This window comes from Dictyobacter formicarum (assembly GCF_016587435.1).
The window spans coordinates 114,658-132,779 of record NZ_BNJJ01000019.1; the positions used below are offsets into that span (position 1 = coordinate 114,658).

Consider the following 18,122-nt stretch of genomic DNA (forward strand, 5'->3'; position numbering starts at 1 on the left):
TAGCATGATTATGGTTATGGTTTTGTTAAGACGGTGTTACCTCGGTTGAGATCATTGTGACACCAGCATACATTGGTTTGCTGTGAGTTGAATGGCTCCCCTTAATCTATCTATATGCTTCAGCAATAGGTCTACATATTGCATCAGATTGAGCAGGTGGACTGCCAGGGTTGCATCGTCTCCACGGGGTATGGTGTGGAATTCTGGCAGAATGGTGCCAAAGATGGTCTGGATATTTTCGCGCAACTGATTCAGCGTTATGTCAATTGAGGATAGGGTGGGATGGAGCAGGGTCTGGCTGGCAAAGATGATGCTGAACGATCCACATGCATGCTTGCACTGCTGCCAGTACTGGAGGCGCGCGGTCAGGAGGCGGAGGGCCTGCATCCATTGATAGTATGTGCTGTCTGGAATGTAGGCGACTTCAAGAGCGGCCAACATCTCTGTCTTTTCCTCGTCCTCACCCTCTTGCTGTAAGCGGCGCTTAACTCGATTGGCTCCATAGAGACTACAACTACAATCCAGAGCCCCAAAAATATGTTGGGCCGAGCTAAGCAATAGCTGTGCCAATGAGGTCTGGCGCTCCAATAATGCTTCAATGTCTTGCAGCACAATTTTCAATCCGCCATACGGTGCATTATCCACTGTAACCGCAGGCAGATAAAAAGAGTTAGCCAGCTGATTAGTATGGTGGTACAGGTCAGGGAGCAGCAGCCCATAAAGCAGATCCGTATTTTCAAACAGTTGGTGCAAACAAACATGCAACAACTCAATTTCTGCGCTGGAGATACGGCCCAGCAAGCAGCGCTGTAGCCGCTCTAATACTAGTTCCAGGCCATAAGTGTCACTGGATTCCCCTGCATGTTGCGCGTTAGCCAGGTGACCGGGTCGACTTGCAGGAGGAGGAAGTGGAGATGCCATCTGCTGTACCTGGCTGGCCGGCAAGTCATCAGCACGTTTCAAGGATATTTTTCGTGTATGCTGACTCTTCAACTTTAGTTATCCTCACTTCTGCACATATTTCCTGTTTTTATTGTACACCTAACCTTAAATACAACCAGAACTCCCCATACTGAGCGGGGTGTAGAGGCGGCAGCCCCTGACTAGAGTTTGGGAGAGCATGTCCTGGCATGATCTGTGTTCCAATCGCTAGCGCCGTCCCTCCCTCCACCGCGTAGACGGAAAAGCGGAGTGCAGGTCGGCAGCCCCTGACTGTGGGGGTTTGGAGCTGTGCCCCAATTTCTTCCTTCCTCTGCCGCCGCAGGCGGCCAGTAACGAAGAATCAAAAAGACCTTGCTGCTGAGTAGGGAATGCTAGCAACATGCTCAAATGTTCTCTATAATAGAGGAAAAGAAAAGTTATACCCGGATCAGAACAACGTCAGCAATTATCTACTTGAAGAATATGCAACTGAAAGAACCCATTTTCGTACTATGAAAGAATGGTATAATGGGTTGACACAACTATTTAAACATGCGCCGAATATTTTATCCCGTTGGAAAAACCGATAACAGTATCACTGCCTATCAGTAGGAGAACATGCACGTATGCAATTGCTAGGAAAAATCCTGGGCGATCCCAATAAAAAAGAAATAAAAGCGATCCAGCCCCTTATCGATAAAATTGAACAGCTTGAGCCTGAGATGCTGAAGTTGTCAGATGAAGAATTGGCAGCTAAGACGGTGGAGTTTCGCTCGCAGCTTGCTCTCCATCTTAAAGGCGGTATGGTACTGGAGAATGAACTTGTAGCTTTGTTCCGCGAAGTTTTGCAAACAGTGGAACCGCTGGCCGAGCAGTGTGCCGATGAGCATCTGCATATCGCTATTACCGAGCCTCGCCAGAAGATCGATCGCAATAATCCAGAGACCGAGCTGAAAAATCATTTACAGGATACCCTCTCGATGGCCTTTGAGAAGGCCTATGAGAATCTCTCGCCTCTACTCAATACTTTTCGCGCTGGTAAGGCCATCCATCTGGCTGAGCAGCGGGGCGAATGGCCGGATGAAGCCAGCGATCCTAAAAAAGCGATCATTGCCTTGTTAACCGAGGTCGAACCTCAGATCAAGGAGATTGATGAGGACTTGTTGACTGAGTCGTTTGATGCTCTCTGGCCAGCCTTCTCGACGGGGCGCGCCTCATCTACCACGCGCGATGAGGTAGCCAATATACGCCTGACCCAGTTTTTTATCGATTTCTTCCACAGAACTCAAGAAGAGCTGGTCGCGATCAAGGCCGATGCGATTGATGAATTGTTGCCTGCCATCGCCAAACGTTATCAGAAGCAGGGGAAAACCCTGGACGACCTCTTGCCGGAAGCATTTGCTGTCGTGCGTGAGGCCAGTCGCCGCCGCATCAAAATGCGTCACTATGTTGTGCAGTTGATTGGTGGTATTGTGCTGCACCAGGGGCGCATCGCTGAGATGCGTACAGGTGAAGGTAAGACGTTGGTGGCTACGTTACCTATCTATCTCAATGCCTTGACTGGCAAAGGGGTGCACCTGGTAACTGTAAACGACTACCTGGCGCGCCGTGACGCTGAATGGATGGGGCAGGTCTACACCTTCCTGGGTATGAGTGTTGGTGTCATTGTCAATGGGGTAGATCCACAATCGGACGAGAGGCGAGCAGCCTACCAGGCAGATATTACCTATGGTACCAACAATGAGTTTGGCTTTGACTATCTGCGTGACAATATGGTGACATCGCTGGATCAGATGGTGCAGTGTGAGTTAAACTTTGCTATCGTTGACGAAGTGGATAACATCCTGATTGACGAGGCCCGTACTCCATTGATCATTTCAGGTCAGGGTCAGGAATCCACCGACATGTATGCACAGTTTGCACGCTGGTCTACCAGGCTGGATAGCGAGCAAGACTATACGGTCGAAGAGAAGACCCGATCCGTCATGCTGACTGAGAGTGGTATTGATAGGATCGAGAAACTGGCTGGTGTGACCAACATCTACGACGAAGAGAATCTAGATCTGACTCGCTACATGGAGAATGCCATTAAGGCGCAAGTGATCTTTAAGCGCGATAAAGACTATATCGTGAAAGATGGCGAGGTCATCATCGTCGACGAATTCACCGGTCGTCAGATGCCGGGGCGCCGTTATAGCGAGGGTCTGCACCAGGCAATTGAAGCTAAAGAAGGTGTCCAGGTCCAGCGCGAGAACCATACCCTGGCGACGATTACTTTCCAGAATTTTTTCCGCCTCTATACCAAACTGGCAGGTATGACCGGTACGGCCATCACCGAGGCAGAAGAATTTCATAAGATCTATAATCTGGATGTGGTAGTCATTCCTACCAACAAACCGATGCAGCGTGAGGACCTGGCGGACCTGATTTATCGGACGCAGGAGGCCAAGTATAAGGCGGTAGTTGAAGAGATCAAAGAGTGCCATGAGGCGGGTCAACCTGTGCTGGTTGGTACGACCTCTGTGGAGGCTTCTGAGATGCTCTCTCGGCTACTGGATTTACAGGGTATTCCCCATAATGTCTTGAACGCCAAGCATCACGAGCGTGAGGCCCAGATTGTGGCCCAGGCTGGCCGTAGCGGCTCCGTGACGATTGCCACGAATATGGCTGGTCGTGGTACCGATATCAATCTGGGTGGTAATCCCGCTGGCTTCTTTGATAGCATCCTGCGCAAACACGCGGAGCAAGTCGATTATATTCGTGATCTGCCCACGCGCAATGAGGATGAGCGGGCTGAAAAGGAAGAGGCCATCCAGGATTACCTGGCTAATATGACCGAGTCCGAAAAGGACGAGATTTTGCAGGCCCAGATCAAAGAGTGTGAAGAGGATCATCTGCGTGTTGTTGAGCTTGGCGGCCTGCACATTGTTGGTACTGAGCGCCATGAATCTCGCCGTATCGATAATCAGTTGCGTGGCCGTTCTGGCCGCCAGGGCGATCCTGGTTCTTCGCGTTTCTTCCTGGCTTTGGATGATGAGCTGATGCGCCGTTTTGCCGCCGATCGCGTTGCTGGCATTATGGAGCGCGTTGGCATGGATGAAGATACGCCGCTGGAGAGTAAATTCGTCTCCCGCTTTATCGAGAGTGCGCAGACGCGTGTAGAAGGGTATAACTTCGACATGCGTAAAAACGTCGTTGAATATGACGATGTGATTGCTAAGCAGCGTGAAGTTATCTATGCCGATCGCCGCAGTGTGCTGGAGCATGGCGATATGCACGAGCGTATCCTTGCCATGATTCGTAACGAAGTCGGTCGCATCGTTGATGCCGCTTTCCCATCTCCCGTGTTGACCGAAGAAGAGCAGCTGGAATCGCTCTTTAAAGCCCTGGAAATCTGGGTCAATATTCCAGATGAACTGATTCCGGATAACATTCATGCGGTACGCCGCGATAGCATGAAGCAGGAACTGACTGATCTGGTTATTGAGCACTATGAGCGGCGCGGTGAGGAACTGCGTAAGCAGGCTGAAGCACAGGGCGCAGATAACTTCGATCCCATCCGTGAGTTTGAGCGCAGTTATCTGCTGCAAGTCGTTGATCGGCTATGGATGGATCACATTGATTCCCTCGACGTGATGCGTGCTGGTATTGGTTTCCGTTCTGTTGGTCAACGAGATCCACTGGTGGAGTTTAAAAACGAAGCCTACCGCATGTTCGATGAATTAAAGCTGGCTATTCAACATTATACTGTGGACTCGCTGCTGAAGCTGTTGCGCAATGATGTTACTATTACGCTCCAGCGTCCAGAGCCTCAGCGTAGAGTACCGGCCAATATTCATACCAATGTCGATGAACTGGCACAGGCCAGTGGCCAGTCTAAGAGCGATGAAGATGAAATAAAGAAGCCAGCCAGGCCAAAGTCACGGAAAGATGCAGCCCGGGCGGCGGCAGCCTCAGCGGTATCGGCCACACCAGGCCGCGCCGCGCGTAATGGCACGGGCGGCAGTGCCGTCTCGACCGCTACTGACGCCAATGGCTTCCCCAAAGTTGGCCGCAACGATCCTTGCCCCTGTGGTAGTGGTAAAAAATACAAAAAGTGCCACGGTGCTTAATCTCTCATAACTAACGCCCGCGTAGATTTCCTGTGCGGGCGCTACACTTCTTTTTGCTTGATTAGGATGTTCATTTGTCAGAAAGGGGTCAACGCATGACTGAGCAACAGCTATCTGTGGATGGGGTAGAAGTACGAGCAGCGGTAACACCGGAGTTCGCTGAGATTCTGACACCAGAGGCGTTACAATTTATTGCGCTGCTGACTCGTTCGGTTGGCGAGCGTCGCCGTGAATTGTTAGAGCGCCGTGTCCAGCGACAACGGGATATCGATGCCGGGCAATTGCCTCATTTCCTGCCAGATACCGAGCATATCCGGAGTGGTGATTGGACGATTGCTCCACTGCCTGCTGATCTACAGGATCGTCGCGTCGAGATTACTGGTCCCGTTGAGCGCAAGATGGTGATCAACGCACTCAATTCGGGGGCTAAAGTATTCATGGCAGACTTCGAAGATGCGCACTCACCAACCTGGGATGCTACTATCCAGGGGCAGATCAACGTTCGCGACGCCGTCCGCCGTACTATCTCCTATAGCAGTCCCGAGGGCAAGCAATACAAACTCAACGAGCAGACCGCCGTCCTACTGGTACGTCCACGTGGCTGGCACCTGGATGAGAAGCATGTTTATGTCGATGGTCGGCCCGTGCCCGGAGGCATCTTTGACTTTGGCCTGTATTTTTTCCATAATGTGCACCAGTTGCTAAGGAACGGTACCGGTCCCTACTTCTATTTACCCAAGTTGGAGAGCCACCTGGAAGCGCGCCTCTGGAATGATGTGTTTGTGCGCGCCCAGCAGGCCCTGGGTATCCCAGAAGGCACCATCAAAGCTACAGTTCTCATCGAGACTATTCTGGCCACCTTTGAGATGGATGAGATCCTTTATGAGTTGCGCAACCACTCAGCTGGCCTTAACTGTGGGCGCTGGGACTACATTTTTAGCGTCATCAAGAAGCTGCATAACCATCCCGAGTTCCTGCTTCCCGATCGTGCCCAGGTAACGATGACTACCCACTTTATGCGCTCGTATTCGTTGCTGACCATTGCTACTTGCCATCGGCGCCTGGCGCCCGCAATAGGCGGTATGGCGGCCCAGATCCCGATCAAAAATGATCCAGTCGCCAATGAAGAAGCTTTGTCACGGGTGCGGGCCGACAAAAATCGCGAAGCCAACGATGGTCATGATGGTACCTGGGTGGCCCACCCTGGCCTGGTTTCGATCGCACTGGAAGAGTTTAATGCAGTTATGAAGACTCCCAACCAGATCGATCGTAAGCGCGACGATGTGCAGGTTACCGAGGCCGATCTGTTGCAGATGCCTCAGGGTACGATCACGGAGGCTGGCCTGCGCAACAACATCAGTGTCAGCTTACAGTATCTGGAATCCTGGCTGCGTGGCAATGGTTGCGTGCCCATTAATAACCTGATGGAGGATGCCGCCACGGTCGAGATCTCTCGTGCTCAAATCTGGCAGTGGATCCGTCATCCCCAGGGTGTTCTGGATGATGGCCGCAAAGTCACTCTAGATCTGTTCCGTCAGCTCATGGCAGAAGAACTGGATCGGCTGGAGGAAAAGCTGGGAGAGCCTGCCTATGCCAACAGCAAATTTTCAGAGGCGGCCCGGATCCTGGATGAGCTCATTAGCAGCGACACCTTTATCGAGTTCCTGACCTTACCGGCATATAAATACCTTCCATGATTTTAACGCTCGAAAAAGCAACAAGAAAATGAAAACCGTAGGTGCGGGGCTTGCCCCGCTTCTGTCCTTCATGATCGAAAACGCATCCGAAAAGCGATATGGTACGATTTCATTCGATGTACCACATGATTATGGTTGCTTTTTTCGAGCAGGGAGGGAGCAAGCGCCCGCAAGGGGCGCACCTACGGTTTTCTTCTTCGCTTATGTTTACAACTCCATGCTTTTGGCATTGGCGATAGCCGAGACGCGTTCGATGAATTGGGTTAAGGGGATAGACTTGAGGTTGACGTTTGTGCGCAGGCGCACAGAGACCGCCTCGGCTCCGGCCTCTTTATCTCCCACGACCAGCATATATGGAATTTTTTGTAACTGGGCGTCGCGGATCTTGGCATTCATGCGCTCACCACGGCTGTCGACTTCGGCACGGATGCCCGCGGCCTTCAATTGCGTCAGCACTTTATGAGCATATTCCTGGTGGCGATCGGCAATTGGGATCACCATTGCCTGTACTGGCGACAGCCAGACTGGGAATGCACCGGCAAAGTGCTCGATCAACATTGCCATAAAGCGTTCCGTTGAGCCAGTGACGGCGCGGTGAATCATGACCGGTCGATGTGGTTGACCATCTTCGCCGATATACTCCAGTTCAAAATTCATCGGCTGTACAAAGTCGAGCTGTACCGTCGAACACTGCCACTCCCGGCCCAGCGCATCGCGCACCATGAAGTCCACTTTAGGTCCATAGAAGGCGGCCTCACCAATCCCCACCTCATACGAAATGCCCTTGCTATCTACGGCCTCGCGCAGCGCGGCCTCGGCTGTATCCCAGACCTCGTCGCTGCCAACATATTCTTCCATCTTCTGCGGATCACGCAGCGAGAGGCGCACCCAGTAGTCCTGCAGTCCATAAGTTTCGAATACCTCTAATGTCAGGTTGACGGCCTTATTGAACTCCTCCTGAATCTGGTCAGGGCGCATAAAGACGTGGGCATCATCCTGTGTCACGCTACGGACGCGGGCTAGGCCTGTCAGTGTGCCGGTTTTCTCATAGCGATAGAGCGTATCAGACTCGGCATAGCGGATTGGCAGTTCGCGATAGCTGTGCATCTGGGATTTAAACATGAGAATGTGATGCGGACAATTCATGGGCTTCAGCATGTACGCATCATCATCCGAAAGCTCTTGATCGCCTTTCATGACCGGGAACATATTTTCGCGGTAGGTATACCAGTGCTTGGATGTTTTGTAGAGGCGCACCTTGCCAATATTTGATGTCCAGACATGCTGGTAGCCATAGCGTTCCTGTGTTTCGCGCACGTAGGATTCCATCAGGTGGCGCAATGTTTCGCCGCGCGGGTAGAACAGTGGCACACCCGCGCAGACATCATCGCTGAATGTAAACAGCTTTAGCTCGCGTCCCAGTTTGCGATGATCGCGCTTCTGCGCCTCTTCGAGCCGCCAGAGATATTGATCTAAATCTTCTTGCGTAAACCAGGCCGTGCCGTAGATGCGCTGCAGCATCGGACGATACTCATCGCCGAGCCAATAGGCGCCTGCGACCCGCATCAGCTTGATTGGTCCGATCTGGTTCGTATTCTCCACATGTGGGCCCGCGCAGAGATCCAGGAAATTGCCCTGTTGATAGATGCCAACCTCGGCCTCGGTGAGATTCTCAATAATCTCGACCTTATATTCCTGTCCCTTCTGGCGGAAGTATTCCAGCGCCTTTTCGCGCGGCCACAGATCATTCAGGAAAGGATGATGGGCGGCGATAATGCGTCGCATGCGTTGTTCGATATCTGGCAAATCATCAGGGGTTAAGGCACGCGGAAGATCGAAATCGTAATAGAAACCATCTTCAATGGCGGGTCCGATCGCGAACTTAGCATCCGGGAAAATCTCCTGAATCGCCTCAGCCATAACGTGCGCAGCCGAGTGGCGCATACGTTGAAGCGGCGTATACCGTACCGACTCCTGAAGCTCAACTTCAACCGACATAATAAAAGCCTCCTTAGCTGACAACAACAAAAAAACCTCTTCATCCCACACTGGGACGAAAAGGTCTGGTGCTTTTCGTGGTTCCACCCTGTTTCCGCGTTTTCTTGCCGCCTTATCAGCAATAGCAAACTGGCCACATGCGTGCCAGCGCGCCCTCACAAGAGAAACGAGCTCATGCACCCGGTAACGCAGGTGAAACGTGTACTTTACTCTCTCAGTACAGACTGGCGAGGGGTATCGACCTTCTTGCTGGTATGGGGAGCACTCTCAGCCGCTGATGCATCCTCTCTGTACACCCCTGGGAAGGGACATGTCTCGCGTGAATGCGCTCCCTGGGTTGGAAGCTTTTGCGTCGTAGCTATAATCGTCTATTGGAACAATCATACCATAACGTGTAATCCCTGTAAAGCGAAACACTGAATGCAACGAGGTACCCATTTGTGGCGGGTACCTCGTTTCGAAGAACCACAGCGTTCTAGTGATTGTTGTGGTTTTTATGATTGTTATGGTTTTTATGATTGTTATGGTTTTTATGATTGTTATGGTTTTTATGATTGTTATGATTGTTGTGATTGTGGTTGCGATTGTGGTTGCTCAGTGTGTTTTTGTTTTCAAGCTCGTTATTGTTTTTGTTGTTAATATCGTTATGGTTGCTGTTGTCATTGTTGACATGGGTTTCAACTTCAATGTTGATGGGGGGCTGCGTAGTAACGGACTGCTGCTGAGCCTGCTGCTGTTGCTGTTGCTGTTGCTGCTGGACACTAATGGTGGCACTATCAGATGGATCAGCTTTGCAACTATAGACCCCATAGATGCTATTACTTGTGTTCATAATAGTAAATGGTTGTCCGTTGGTCGTGCCATCACCGCTAAAGGTGTGTGAATAGGCACCAGTGGTATCAGCAACTGTCGCTGAACCCTGGCCATTGGCGAAAGTGAGGCTACCAGTCAGAATTTCGCCAGGGCGAAGTGTCGCAACTGCTGTACCAGACTGACCGCAGATGCCTGTCACGGGTTCGGTCGGGGCTACTATATCGCCGGCATGAGCACTGGCTGGTAACGCAAAACCAGCTGATGCACCTAAACTTAAAGTACTCATAACGAAAGTGGCAACAAATGATTTGATCAATTTTGTGTTCACGGTTAGAGAACCTTTCATAATAGTATTAGCGTATAAAATTTTATCAAGAATAAAGGACTATGCATTAGCTTTATTCTGTAATCCTACTAATCGAATGTTTGAGAGTTAAATTTAGTGAAACAATATATAAATATATAAATTAAGTAAGTGGTGAGACACATTGAGAAGTTCTACCCATTAGGTTTATTACTATGGTTTAGCTGGGGCCTGATGGGATGGTGGGTGTATATCGCAAGGTGTATCTCGATATTGGAGATCCACGCTGGGCATGCGATGGGGGTCTGGGTTTCCCCACCTGGGACACACCTATTGGACGTTTGAGCGCGCTCATTTGTGGCGATGCCAGATATTTCGAGGCGGCCCGTATTATGGCGCTACAAGGGGCCGACGTGGTGCTCTTTCCTACCAATTGGGTTGATGATGCTTGTCCGAGCAGCTGGTGGATGACCCGCGCTTTTGAGAATCAATCGCGAGCTTCGCATCTCTGTACACCCCTGAGAAGGGACATGTCTCGCGTGAATGCGCTCCCTGGGTTGGAAGCTTTTGCGTCGTAGCTATAATCGTCTATTGGAACAATCATACCATAACGTGTAATTCCTGTAAAACGAAACACTGAATGCAACGAGGTACCCATTTGTGGCGGGTACCCCGTTTCGAAGAACTACAGTGTTCTAGTGTTTGTTATGTTTTTTATGATTGTTGTGTTTGTTGTGATTGTTGTTGTGATTGTTGTTGTGATTGCTGTTGTGATTGCTGTTGTGATTGCTGTTGTGATTGCTCAGTATGTTTTTGTTTTCAAGCTCGTTATTGTTTTTGTTGTTAATATCGTTATGGTTGCTGTTGTCATTGTCGACATGGGTTTCAACTTCAATGTTGATGGGGGGCTGCGTAGTAACGGACTGCTGCTGAGCCTGCTGCTGTTGCTGTTGCTGTTGCTGCTGGACACTAACGGTGACATCATCGGACGGATCAGCTTTGCAACTATAGACCCCATAGATGCTATTACTTGTGTTCATAATAGTAAATGGTTGTCCGTTGGTCGTGCCATCACCGCTAAAGGTGTGTGAATAGGCACCAGTGGTATCAGCAACTGTCGCTGAACCCTGGCCATTGGCGAAAGTGAGGCCACCAGTCAGAATTTCGCCAGGGCGAAGTGTCGCAACTGCTGTACCAGACTGACCGCAGATGCCTGTCACGGGTTCGGTCGGGGCTACTATATCGCCGGCATGAGCACTGGCTGGTAACGCAAAACCAGCGCTGGCTCCCAGACTCAATGCACCCATAGCTAGAGTAGCGACAAACGATTTGATTAACTTTGTATTCATTACAAAAGAACCTTTCAGAATAGTATTAAAGTATAAAACTTATCTGGGATAAAGGACTATGCTTAGTTTTATCCTGTAACTTATTAATCGAGTGTCTGAGTGTTAAATTTAGTGAATAAGTATATAAATTGAGAAATTTATACATAAGGACGTAAATTATGCAGCTCTATTTACTGGATTAAAACAGAGAAATAAAAACATGTGTCTGTGCAGGCACTAAAATAGACGTTCGGGTGATGGTATTCCGCCTGAAAGAGTCGTCGTGCTATAGTTGTCGATCAAATAATCATCCTATAACGTGTAATCTCTGCGATGCGAAACACTGAATGCAACGAGGTGCCCATTTGTGGTGGGTACCTCGTTTCGAAGAACTACAGCGTTCTAGTGATTGTTGTGGTTTTTATGATTGTTATGGTTTTTATGATTGTTGTTGCGATTGTTGTTGCGATTGTCGTTGTCATTTTTCAGTATACTTTTGTTCTCAAGCTCGTTATTGTTTTTGTTGTCAATATCGTTATTGTTGTGGTTGTCATTGTCGACATGGGTTTCAACTTCAATGTCGATTGAACACGGTATGCTAACAACCTGCTGTTGTTGCTGTTGTTGCTGCTGCTGTTGCTGTTGCTGAGTAGTATCCTCAGGATCACGGGGGGCAGCAGTGGATGGATCATTTTGGCAACTATTGCCCGGGCCGATGTTACTACTCGTGTTCATGGTAGGAAATGCTGGATGAGCACTGGCTGGTAACGCAAAGCCAGCTGATGCACCTAAACTTAAGGCACCCAGAGCGAAAGTGGCAACAAATGATTTGATCAATTTTGTGTTCACGGTTAGAAAACCCTTTCATGCTAGTATTAGCGTATAAAATTTATCAAGAATAAAGGACTATGCATTAGCTTTATTCTGTAATTCTACTAATCGAATGTTTGAGGGTTAAATTTAGTGTAAAAATATATAAGTATATAAATTAAATAAGTAGTGAAGCAAATTGAGAAGTTCTGCCTATTTGGTTGAAAGGAAGAGGGAAAGAAAAACACGTATCTGTGCAAGCACTAAAATAGACGTTCGGGTGATGGTATTCCGCCGGGAAGAGTCGGCGTGCTATAATACAAGGGTTATCACGATATGTTAGCACCTTGTTTCAGTGATGGCTTTCGCATAGTCATACATCAGGAGCACATAAGTTTTGATGAGCTCTCTCTTCACACAAAAACCACAAATCTCCCATTATCGAGTGGCTGCCATTCAGTATGAGCCAACGTTAGGAGAGAAAGAAAAGAATATTCTAGATCTTCTTCGTTTGGCAGAAGATGCGGCTGCGCATGATGCTCGGCTCATTGTGCTGCCAGAAATGGCTACTACCGGATATTGTTGGATTTCTGGTGACGAGATCGCCCCGTATACGGAGCCGATCCCCGGTCCAACTACTGAGCGTTTTCAAGCGCTCGCCAGTAAGTATGCTTGCTATATTGCTTTGGGTTTGCCCGAGGTAGATGTGGCTACCCAGGTTTATTACAATAGTATGGTTTTGCTGGGGCCTGATGGGGTGGTAGGTGTATATCGCAAGGTGCATCTCGATATTGGAGATCCACGCTGGGCACGCGATGGGGATCTGGGTTTCCCCATCTGGGATACACCTATAGGACGTTTGAGCGCGCTCATTTGTGGCGATGCCAGGTATTTCGAGGCGGCCCGTATTATGGCGCTACAAGGGGCCGACGTGTTGCTCTTTCCTACCAATTGGGTTGATGATGCTTGTCCGAGCAGCTGGTGGATGGCCCGCGCTTTTGAGAATCAATTGTATGTGATTGCCGCCAACCGTTATGGGCGTGAGCGTGGTGTTCAGTTCCGTGGCGGTAGCTGCGTTCTAAATCCTGATGGAACCCCGCAGGCGTTCCTGGAAGATGGCGAGGGCATCGTCTATGGAGAGGTAGATCTGCAGCGTTGCCGCGATAAGCGTTGGTTACATGATGGTGAGGTGATTGGGTGGCCCCTGGATGATCGTCGGCCCGACCATTATCGGGCGGTGGTGCAGAATAGTTATCTGTGGGAGCCTTTACGCTACCATAGTTTGTATGAGCTGGGTGAATTGCCAACCGGACAACTGTCTTGTGCGGGCATTGTGCAGATGGATCTATCTTCCTTTGTGTCTTCGTCTGGCGTGCCGCCGACTGAACGTATCTCGATGTTGCAGAACTGGTTGAAGACGCAGATGCGTGATAATGCTCCAGCCGCACCCGATGTGATGGTTTTGCCGGAATTACTCCTGCCCGGACCTGTGCCACAGCAGATTATTGATAGCCAGGACAGTGCCGTGCTGGCCTCCCATTTCCAGCAGGGAGCTATACAGGTACCTGGTCCTGAAACAGAGGCGCTGGTCTCGCTGGCCAACGATTTGCAGATTAGTATGGTACTGGGTGTGGCGGAGCGAGCAGGCGAAAATAAGTATTATAATACTGTGTTGCTGATAGACCCCGAAGGGGTTTATGGTATTTATCGCAAGATACATTTAAGCTCGGTTGATCGTCTGTGGGCATTGCCCGGTGATCTGGGCTTTCCAACCTTTGATACGCCAACAGGCCGTATTGGTCTGGCAACAGGTTACGATGTGCTTTTTCCCGAGACCTTACGTATTTTGGCCAGTAAAGGGACGGACCTGGTTTGTGCTCCGGCTATGCTGAATTTTCCTTTCCCTATTGGTTTGCAACTGTCTCATTCGTCATCTCTTAGAGATGATGATAGCGGCGTCAATGAACCCTTTCATTTTTTGCTCTGGCGTACGCGTGCGGCTGAGCATAATGTGTATTTGGTCCTGGCCAACTGGTTTGGCGAGTCCCATGGTATACAGGCCAATGGCCTGAGCGGCATCTTCTCACCTGGAGCGGGCAGCCTTTATGCTCTATCAGAGGTAATTGCCGATGAGGATGAAGAAGGCCTGATGATGATGACGATTGATACGCGTGAGCAGCGTACCGGACGTCGTACGACGCGTATGCTAGAGTATAGCCCTGGTGATATGGCTGGATCACTGACAGGTGAATTAGCATATAATATTCTGGATTCTATTCCTGGTAATCTTGTTCGCAGTAAACCTATGTTGCGGAAACGTCAGCCATTCTGGTATATGGACCTTGTACGCACAAATATCCGTAAGCCACATCAAGCATAGTATGCCATTCATTTGGATGAGCGCGGCTGCCTGAGAAGCTAACGCCATACCTGGAAACTGAGCGTTTCCAAACGCTTTTTTACAGCGTCTGCATATGGTGGTGCTGTTCTGACTATGTGTGCCTGGATGCGTGTGAATACAGCGGAGCATGCATGAAGACGATGGTCATAGAGAGGAAGCGTAGCACATCGATGCAAAAATTGTCTCGCTATAACACACTAGCGGCAATTTTTGCATCGATGTTTGTTGTTATCTGCTTTGTCTGCTTGCTATTACTGGATGCTCTGGTTGGATTGCGTGCGGCTATCATGTTTGCGCGTATCGCCGTTCCTGTGGCTGCTCTGGTCGGTGCTCTCTGGTCCTGGCAAGTCTGGTATTTGGCCTGGCGCCGCCCCTCGTATATTGCTGTGCGTGGCCGCCTGGCCTGGTTTTGTATTGCTCTGGGCCTGTTAATCCTCTGCATGCGCGGCGTCTCGGAAAATATTGCCTGGTACATGTATAAAGATCTATATTTTCTGCCTATCAGAGACATAATCTCCAGCCTTTTTTATCCTTGCCTGTTTATTGGCATTATAGCGTTGCCCGGGATGTCCAGTTTGCGCGCCAGTATGGTGGTAGATGTGCTGATCACAACCTGTTGCCTGGCTGGTATCTACTGGTATATTGTGACCATTCTTCCTGTGGTGGTGCCTCCTGCTGGTATGCTGATGGGTGATTGGCTCCCTCGTCTACGCCTCTCGATCATTTCCCTGGCGGGAGATATTTTTTTGTTCCTTCTCCTGTCCCTCTTCTGGCAACAGGGAGTCCGAGCCAGTATGCGTCTTGCTCTGCTTCTATTAAGTGCTGGTTTAGCGTTTAATGTGCTGGCCGACGCCAGCAGCGGCTGGTTTGACGCCTATAGCGTTCTCTATTATCAGCATCAGGTTCCCTGGATTGATAGTTGCTGGATTGCAAGCCTGCTATTGCTTGGCCTCTCAACGCTCTACCAGTATCAGGCCCAGGCGCGGAAGATTCTGTCCAATATGGAGCTGACTTCTTCATCGGAAGCGCTGGCTCCTGATAAAGTCACGCACGTACTGAGTACTGATGTACTTTGCAGATACAAGCTGCCTGTTCAGGGGATCTATGTGCCCCTGGCTCTGATCCTTGGGGGCTTGTGCGTGATTGAGGTGATATACATTCACCAACCAGCTAGCGAGGCGGTTGATGGACTCTTCATTGTCAGTTCAATTGTGGGCATACTGATTGCGATGCGTCATTTTTTTGCGACCCGCGAAAATGCGGCTTTACTACGGGAGAGGGATCAGCGCTTTCATGAGGCTGAGCAGGTGCGTTATCTGGTTACTCAGTTAGCAGATGTGTTGGATCTGGATTCTTTGTGCGATCGTATTATGCATGTGGTGCTTGCGCAGTTTGGTTTTACTTCTGTGATGCTGTTGCTGTTAGAAGAATATAATCAACCTGTATCTGAGCGTTCGCACCTGTTAGTGAATGCTGCATCGCAGTTGGTGCAACCGCTGAAATGCCGCGTGACTGGCGATTCCATTCTCTATCAACTGGTTGCCAAAGGAAATGAGCGTGAGCTACTCTGGTCCACCTGCCTGAACGATCTACCCGGCGAGGTACGCCGCTGGCAGGAAAGGCAACATATCCCCACAATGAAGTTTTTCCCTATTATCTATCAAGGACGCATTCTTGGCAGCCTGGGGGTGGCCCGCCACATTCTTTCCCGCACCGATCTGTCGACGACCTCAATGGTGCGTAACTATGTGGATCAAATCGCGACGGTGATTGAGCATAGCTATCTTTACCAGCAGGCTCGCGAGCGTGAGAAATTTGCGCGTGCCATGGTCAATATATCCACGCGCTTGAATGCAGCCGTCATCGAGCCGATCGAGTTGAGCCAGTTGATTTGCGTAGAAGGGGCCCGAGCGCTGCATGCTGATTATGTGATTTTCTATACTCGGCGGGCCGAGGGCTCGCTTGAACCCCTGGCTATCTCTATTGATGGGCAGCAAAGTAGCCAGCAATTAAGTGAGTGGCCTCCCCTACGTGTCTCAGAATATGAACAAGAGACGGCACAGCCACTCCATCCTTTTCTGCTAGAAGTCAGTCCTTACCGCAAGATGCAACTTTTGACTGAAAGCAGTCAGCATGCCGCCTTTACACGTGAGCATCATCCAGCTTCACGCCAGTTCGCGCTCAGAGCTAAATTGATCCGTCATCGTATTTATACGGCCATCCTGGCTCCCCTGGTTACCGGTGGCCGTCTCAATGGCCTATTGATTTTTGCCTGTTCGGTTCCATTGGGCAGTAACACAGACCTCTCTTTTGATGAATCAGACATTCCCCATGCCCAGGATTTTGTGGAGCAGGCTAGCGTTGCTTTTACCAATGCCCGGCTCTATCAGCGTTTGAGCACGGCCAACGAGCAGCTTAAAGAACTGGACCAGATGAAGGATCAATTTATGGTTACGGCTTCACACGAGTTGCGTACACCGCTGACGGCTGTGCAGGGCTATATTGAGCTGATCGCCCAGTATGATGAGATGCTGCCTGCCGAGCAGCGACGTGAATTTCTCCAGAAAGCACAACTAGGGTGCGAAGAACTGGAGGTGTTATTGCGCAATGTAATGGATGCCAGCCGTATTGAAGCTGAGACCGCTATCAAGCCGGCTTTGATCAGTCGCGTCTCGGTTAAAGAAATGCTCGAAAAGGTCATGGTAATGATCGAACCACAGGTAACCCAGGATCAGCGTCAGGTGAGCTGTAACGTTCCTTCTCAGTTGTATGTCTATGCTGATCCTTTGCGCCTGCACCAGGTATTAATGAATATCGGCACCAATGCCTTGAAGTATTCGTCTGCGGGCACGCCATTACTACTCTCTGCCGAGCGTTCAGAGGAACGGGAAAAGATGGTCGTTATTAGCATTACGGATAAAGGGAAAGGCATCGCTCCACAAGATCAAGCACGTATTTTTCAACGTTTCTATCGCCTGGAAAGCGATATGAATAGTCCCATTCGAGGCTCTGGCCTGGGACTCTATATCTCGCGGCGTTTAATAGAAGCCATGGGAGGGAAGATTTGGATTGAGAGTAGAGGTATTCCGGGAGAGGGATCTACATTCCATATACTGTTGCCCATGGCCTGATAGATATACGTGGCTATTTTTTGTTGCTGCTGGCTGCTGCTTCGGCCTGTTTTTTTACCAGTAAGGGAGCGTGCTGCTCACAGAAACGAAAACTGCGCCCGCCGGCCAATAACTGTGCATATGCTGCTGGTTCGCCACAGGTATCGCAGCGTCCCACATGTGTCTTAACTGCTTTCATAATGAAATGAAAACCTCCTCGTGATTATCGATTATCAATTATCTATAATCATCATTAACGTCAGAACATATTCAAGCCAGGAGAATAGATCTCTTTTTATGATACCACAAAACGAGGGAGAATGGGCAGTAAGCTGTACATTGAGAGCGCTTTACCGTCTGGTGTCTTATGTAAGACTTCTACGTTTTTCTTCTCTATAGATTGCTCTTTCTGAGTCGGTTCTAGAATCCGTAGCGCTTCTGAAGGGCGTTTATGTGATTAATAGAATGTTAAGCCTGGCCAAAGAGCGTGTAAAGCGGCTGGAGGTATACTGTCTTCAGTGGTGAGCGATGAGCAATGGGGTGCCAATCAGTTCTGTTGGGCGAAACTCCGGATATGGAGATGAGGCGGGATACTGGAATTGCGTTGTTGAGCTACGCTCCAGGCGTT

Annotated in this window: 11 protein-coding genes; 5 read left to right on the top strand and 6 right to left on the bottom strand. The window is 49.7% G+C overall.

All coding sequences use genetic code 11. From position 1 onward, the window contains the following. Positions 1-51: 51 nt before the first annotated feature. Entirely contained in the window at positions 52-993 is a 942-nt protein-coding gene (locus tag JMI88_RS28500) for a hypothetical protein (protein WP_201365345.1), read from the bottom strand. A 554-nt stretch (positions 994-1,547) separates the two neighbouring features. Here JMI88_RS28500 and secA point away from each other — a divergent pair. Together secA and aceB are read left to right on the top strand one after the other, a co-directional pair. After that, entirely contained in the window at positions 1,548-5,033 is a 3,486-nt protein-coding gene (gene secA, locus JMI88_RS28505) for a preprotein translocase subunit SecA (RefSeq protein ID WP_201365346.1), read from the top strand. 95 nt (positions 5,034-5,128) lie between these two features. Further along, on the top strand, positions 5,129-6,730 hold the full coding sequence (gene aceB / locus JMI88_RS28510; protein ID WP_201365347.1) for a malate synthase A: 1,602 nt from the start codon (positions 5,129-5,131) through the stop codon (positions 6,728-6,730). A gap of 207 nt (positions 6,731-6,937) precedes the next feature. Here aceB and thrS read toward each other — a convergent pair whose 3' ends face one another. Both thrS and JMI88_RS28520 read right to left on the bottom strand, forming a co-directional pair. Next, on the bottom strand, positions 6,938-8,728 hold the full coding sequence (gene thrS, locus JMI88_RS28515) for a threonine--tRNA ligase (protein ID WP_201365348.1): 1,791 nt from the start codon (positions 8,726-8,728) through the stop codon (positions 6,938-6,940). Positions 8,729-9,203: 475 nt separating this feature from the next. Beyond that, positions 9,204-9,869 (bottom strand): hypothetical protein, encoded by a 666-nt coding sequence (locus JMI88_RS28520; protein WP_201365349.1) that lies wholly within the window; start codon positions 9,867-9,869, stop codon positions 9,204-9,206. A 215-nt stretch (positions 9,870-10,084) separates the two neighbouring features. On the opposite strand from JMI88_RS28520, the gene JMI88_RS28525 reads away from it, so the two are divergent. Next, the gene (locus tag JMI88_RS28525; RefSeq protein ID WP_201365350.1) at positions 10,085-10,423 is read left to right on the top strand and encodes a nitrilase-related carbon-nitrogen hydrolase; all 339 of its coding nucleotides are present in this window, start codon (positions 10,085-10,087) and stop codon (positions 10,421-10,423) included. A gap of 117 nt (positions 10,424-10,540) precedes the next feature. Here JMI88_RS28525 and JMI88_RS28530 read toward each other — a convergent pair whose 3' ends face one another. After that, on the bottom strand, positions 10,541-11,194 hold the full coding sequence (locus JMI88_RS28530) for a hypothetical protein (RefSeq protein ID WP_201365351.1): 654 nt from the start codon (positions 11,192-11,194) through the stop codon (positions 10,541-10,543). Positions 11,195-11,575: 381 nt separating this feature from the next. Next, positions 11,576-12,022, bottom strand: a complete 447-nt coding sequence (locus tag JMI88_RS28535) for a hypothetical protein (RefSeq protein ID WP_201365352.1) — start codon at positions 12,020-12,022, stop codon at positions 11,576-11,578. Positions 12,023-12,383: 361 nt separating this feature from the next. Here JMI88_RS28535 and JMI88_RS28540 point away from each other — a divergent pair, with 361 nt between their 5' ends. Together JMI88_RS28540 and JMI88_RS28545 are read left to right on the top strand one after the other, a co-directional pair. Beyond that, the gene (locus tag JMI88_RS28540; protein ID WP_236023113.1) at positions 12,384-14,363 is read left to right on the top strand and encodes a nitrilase-related carbon-nitrogen hydrolase; all 1,980 of its coding nucleotides are present in this window, start codon (positions 12,384-12,386) and stop codon (positions 14,361-14,363) included. A gap of 191 nt (positions 14,364-14,554) precedes the next feature. Further along, positions 14,555-17,515 (top strand): sensor histidine kinase, encoded by a 2,961-nt coding sequence (locus tag JMI88_RS28545; RefSeq protein ID WP_201365354.1) that lies wholly within the window; start codon positions 14,555-14,557, stop codon positions 17,513-17,515. 13 nt (positions 17,516-17,528) lie between these two features. Here the strand turns inward: JMI88_RS28545 and JMI88_RS28550 are convergent, their stop codons facing one another. Then, positions 17,529-17,693, bottom strand: a complete 165-nt coding sequence (locus JMI88_RS28550) for a hypothetical protein (protein WP_160145872.1) — start codon at positions 17,691-17,693, stop codon at positions 17,529-17,531. Between the last annotated feature and the right edge of the window lie 429 nt (positions 17,694-18,122).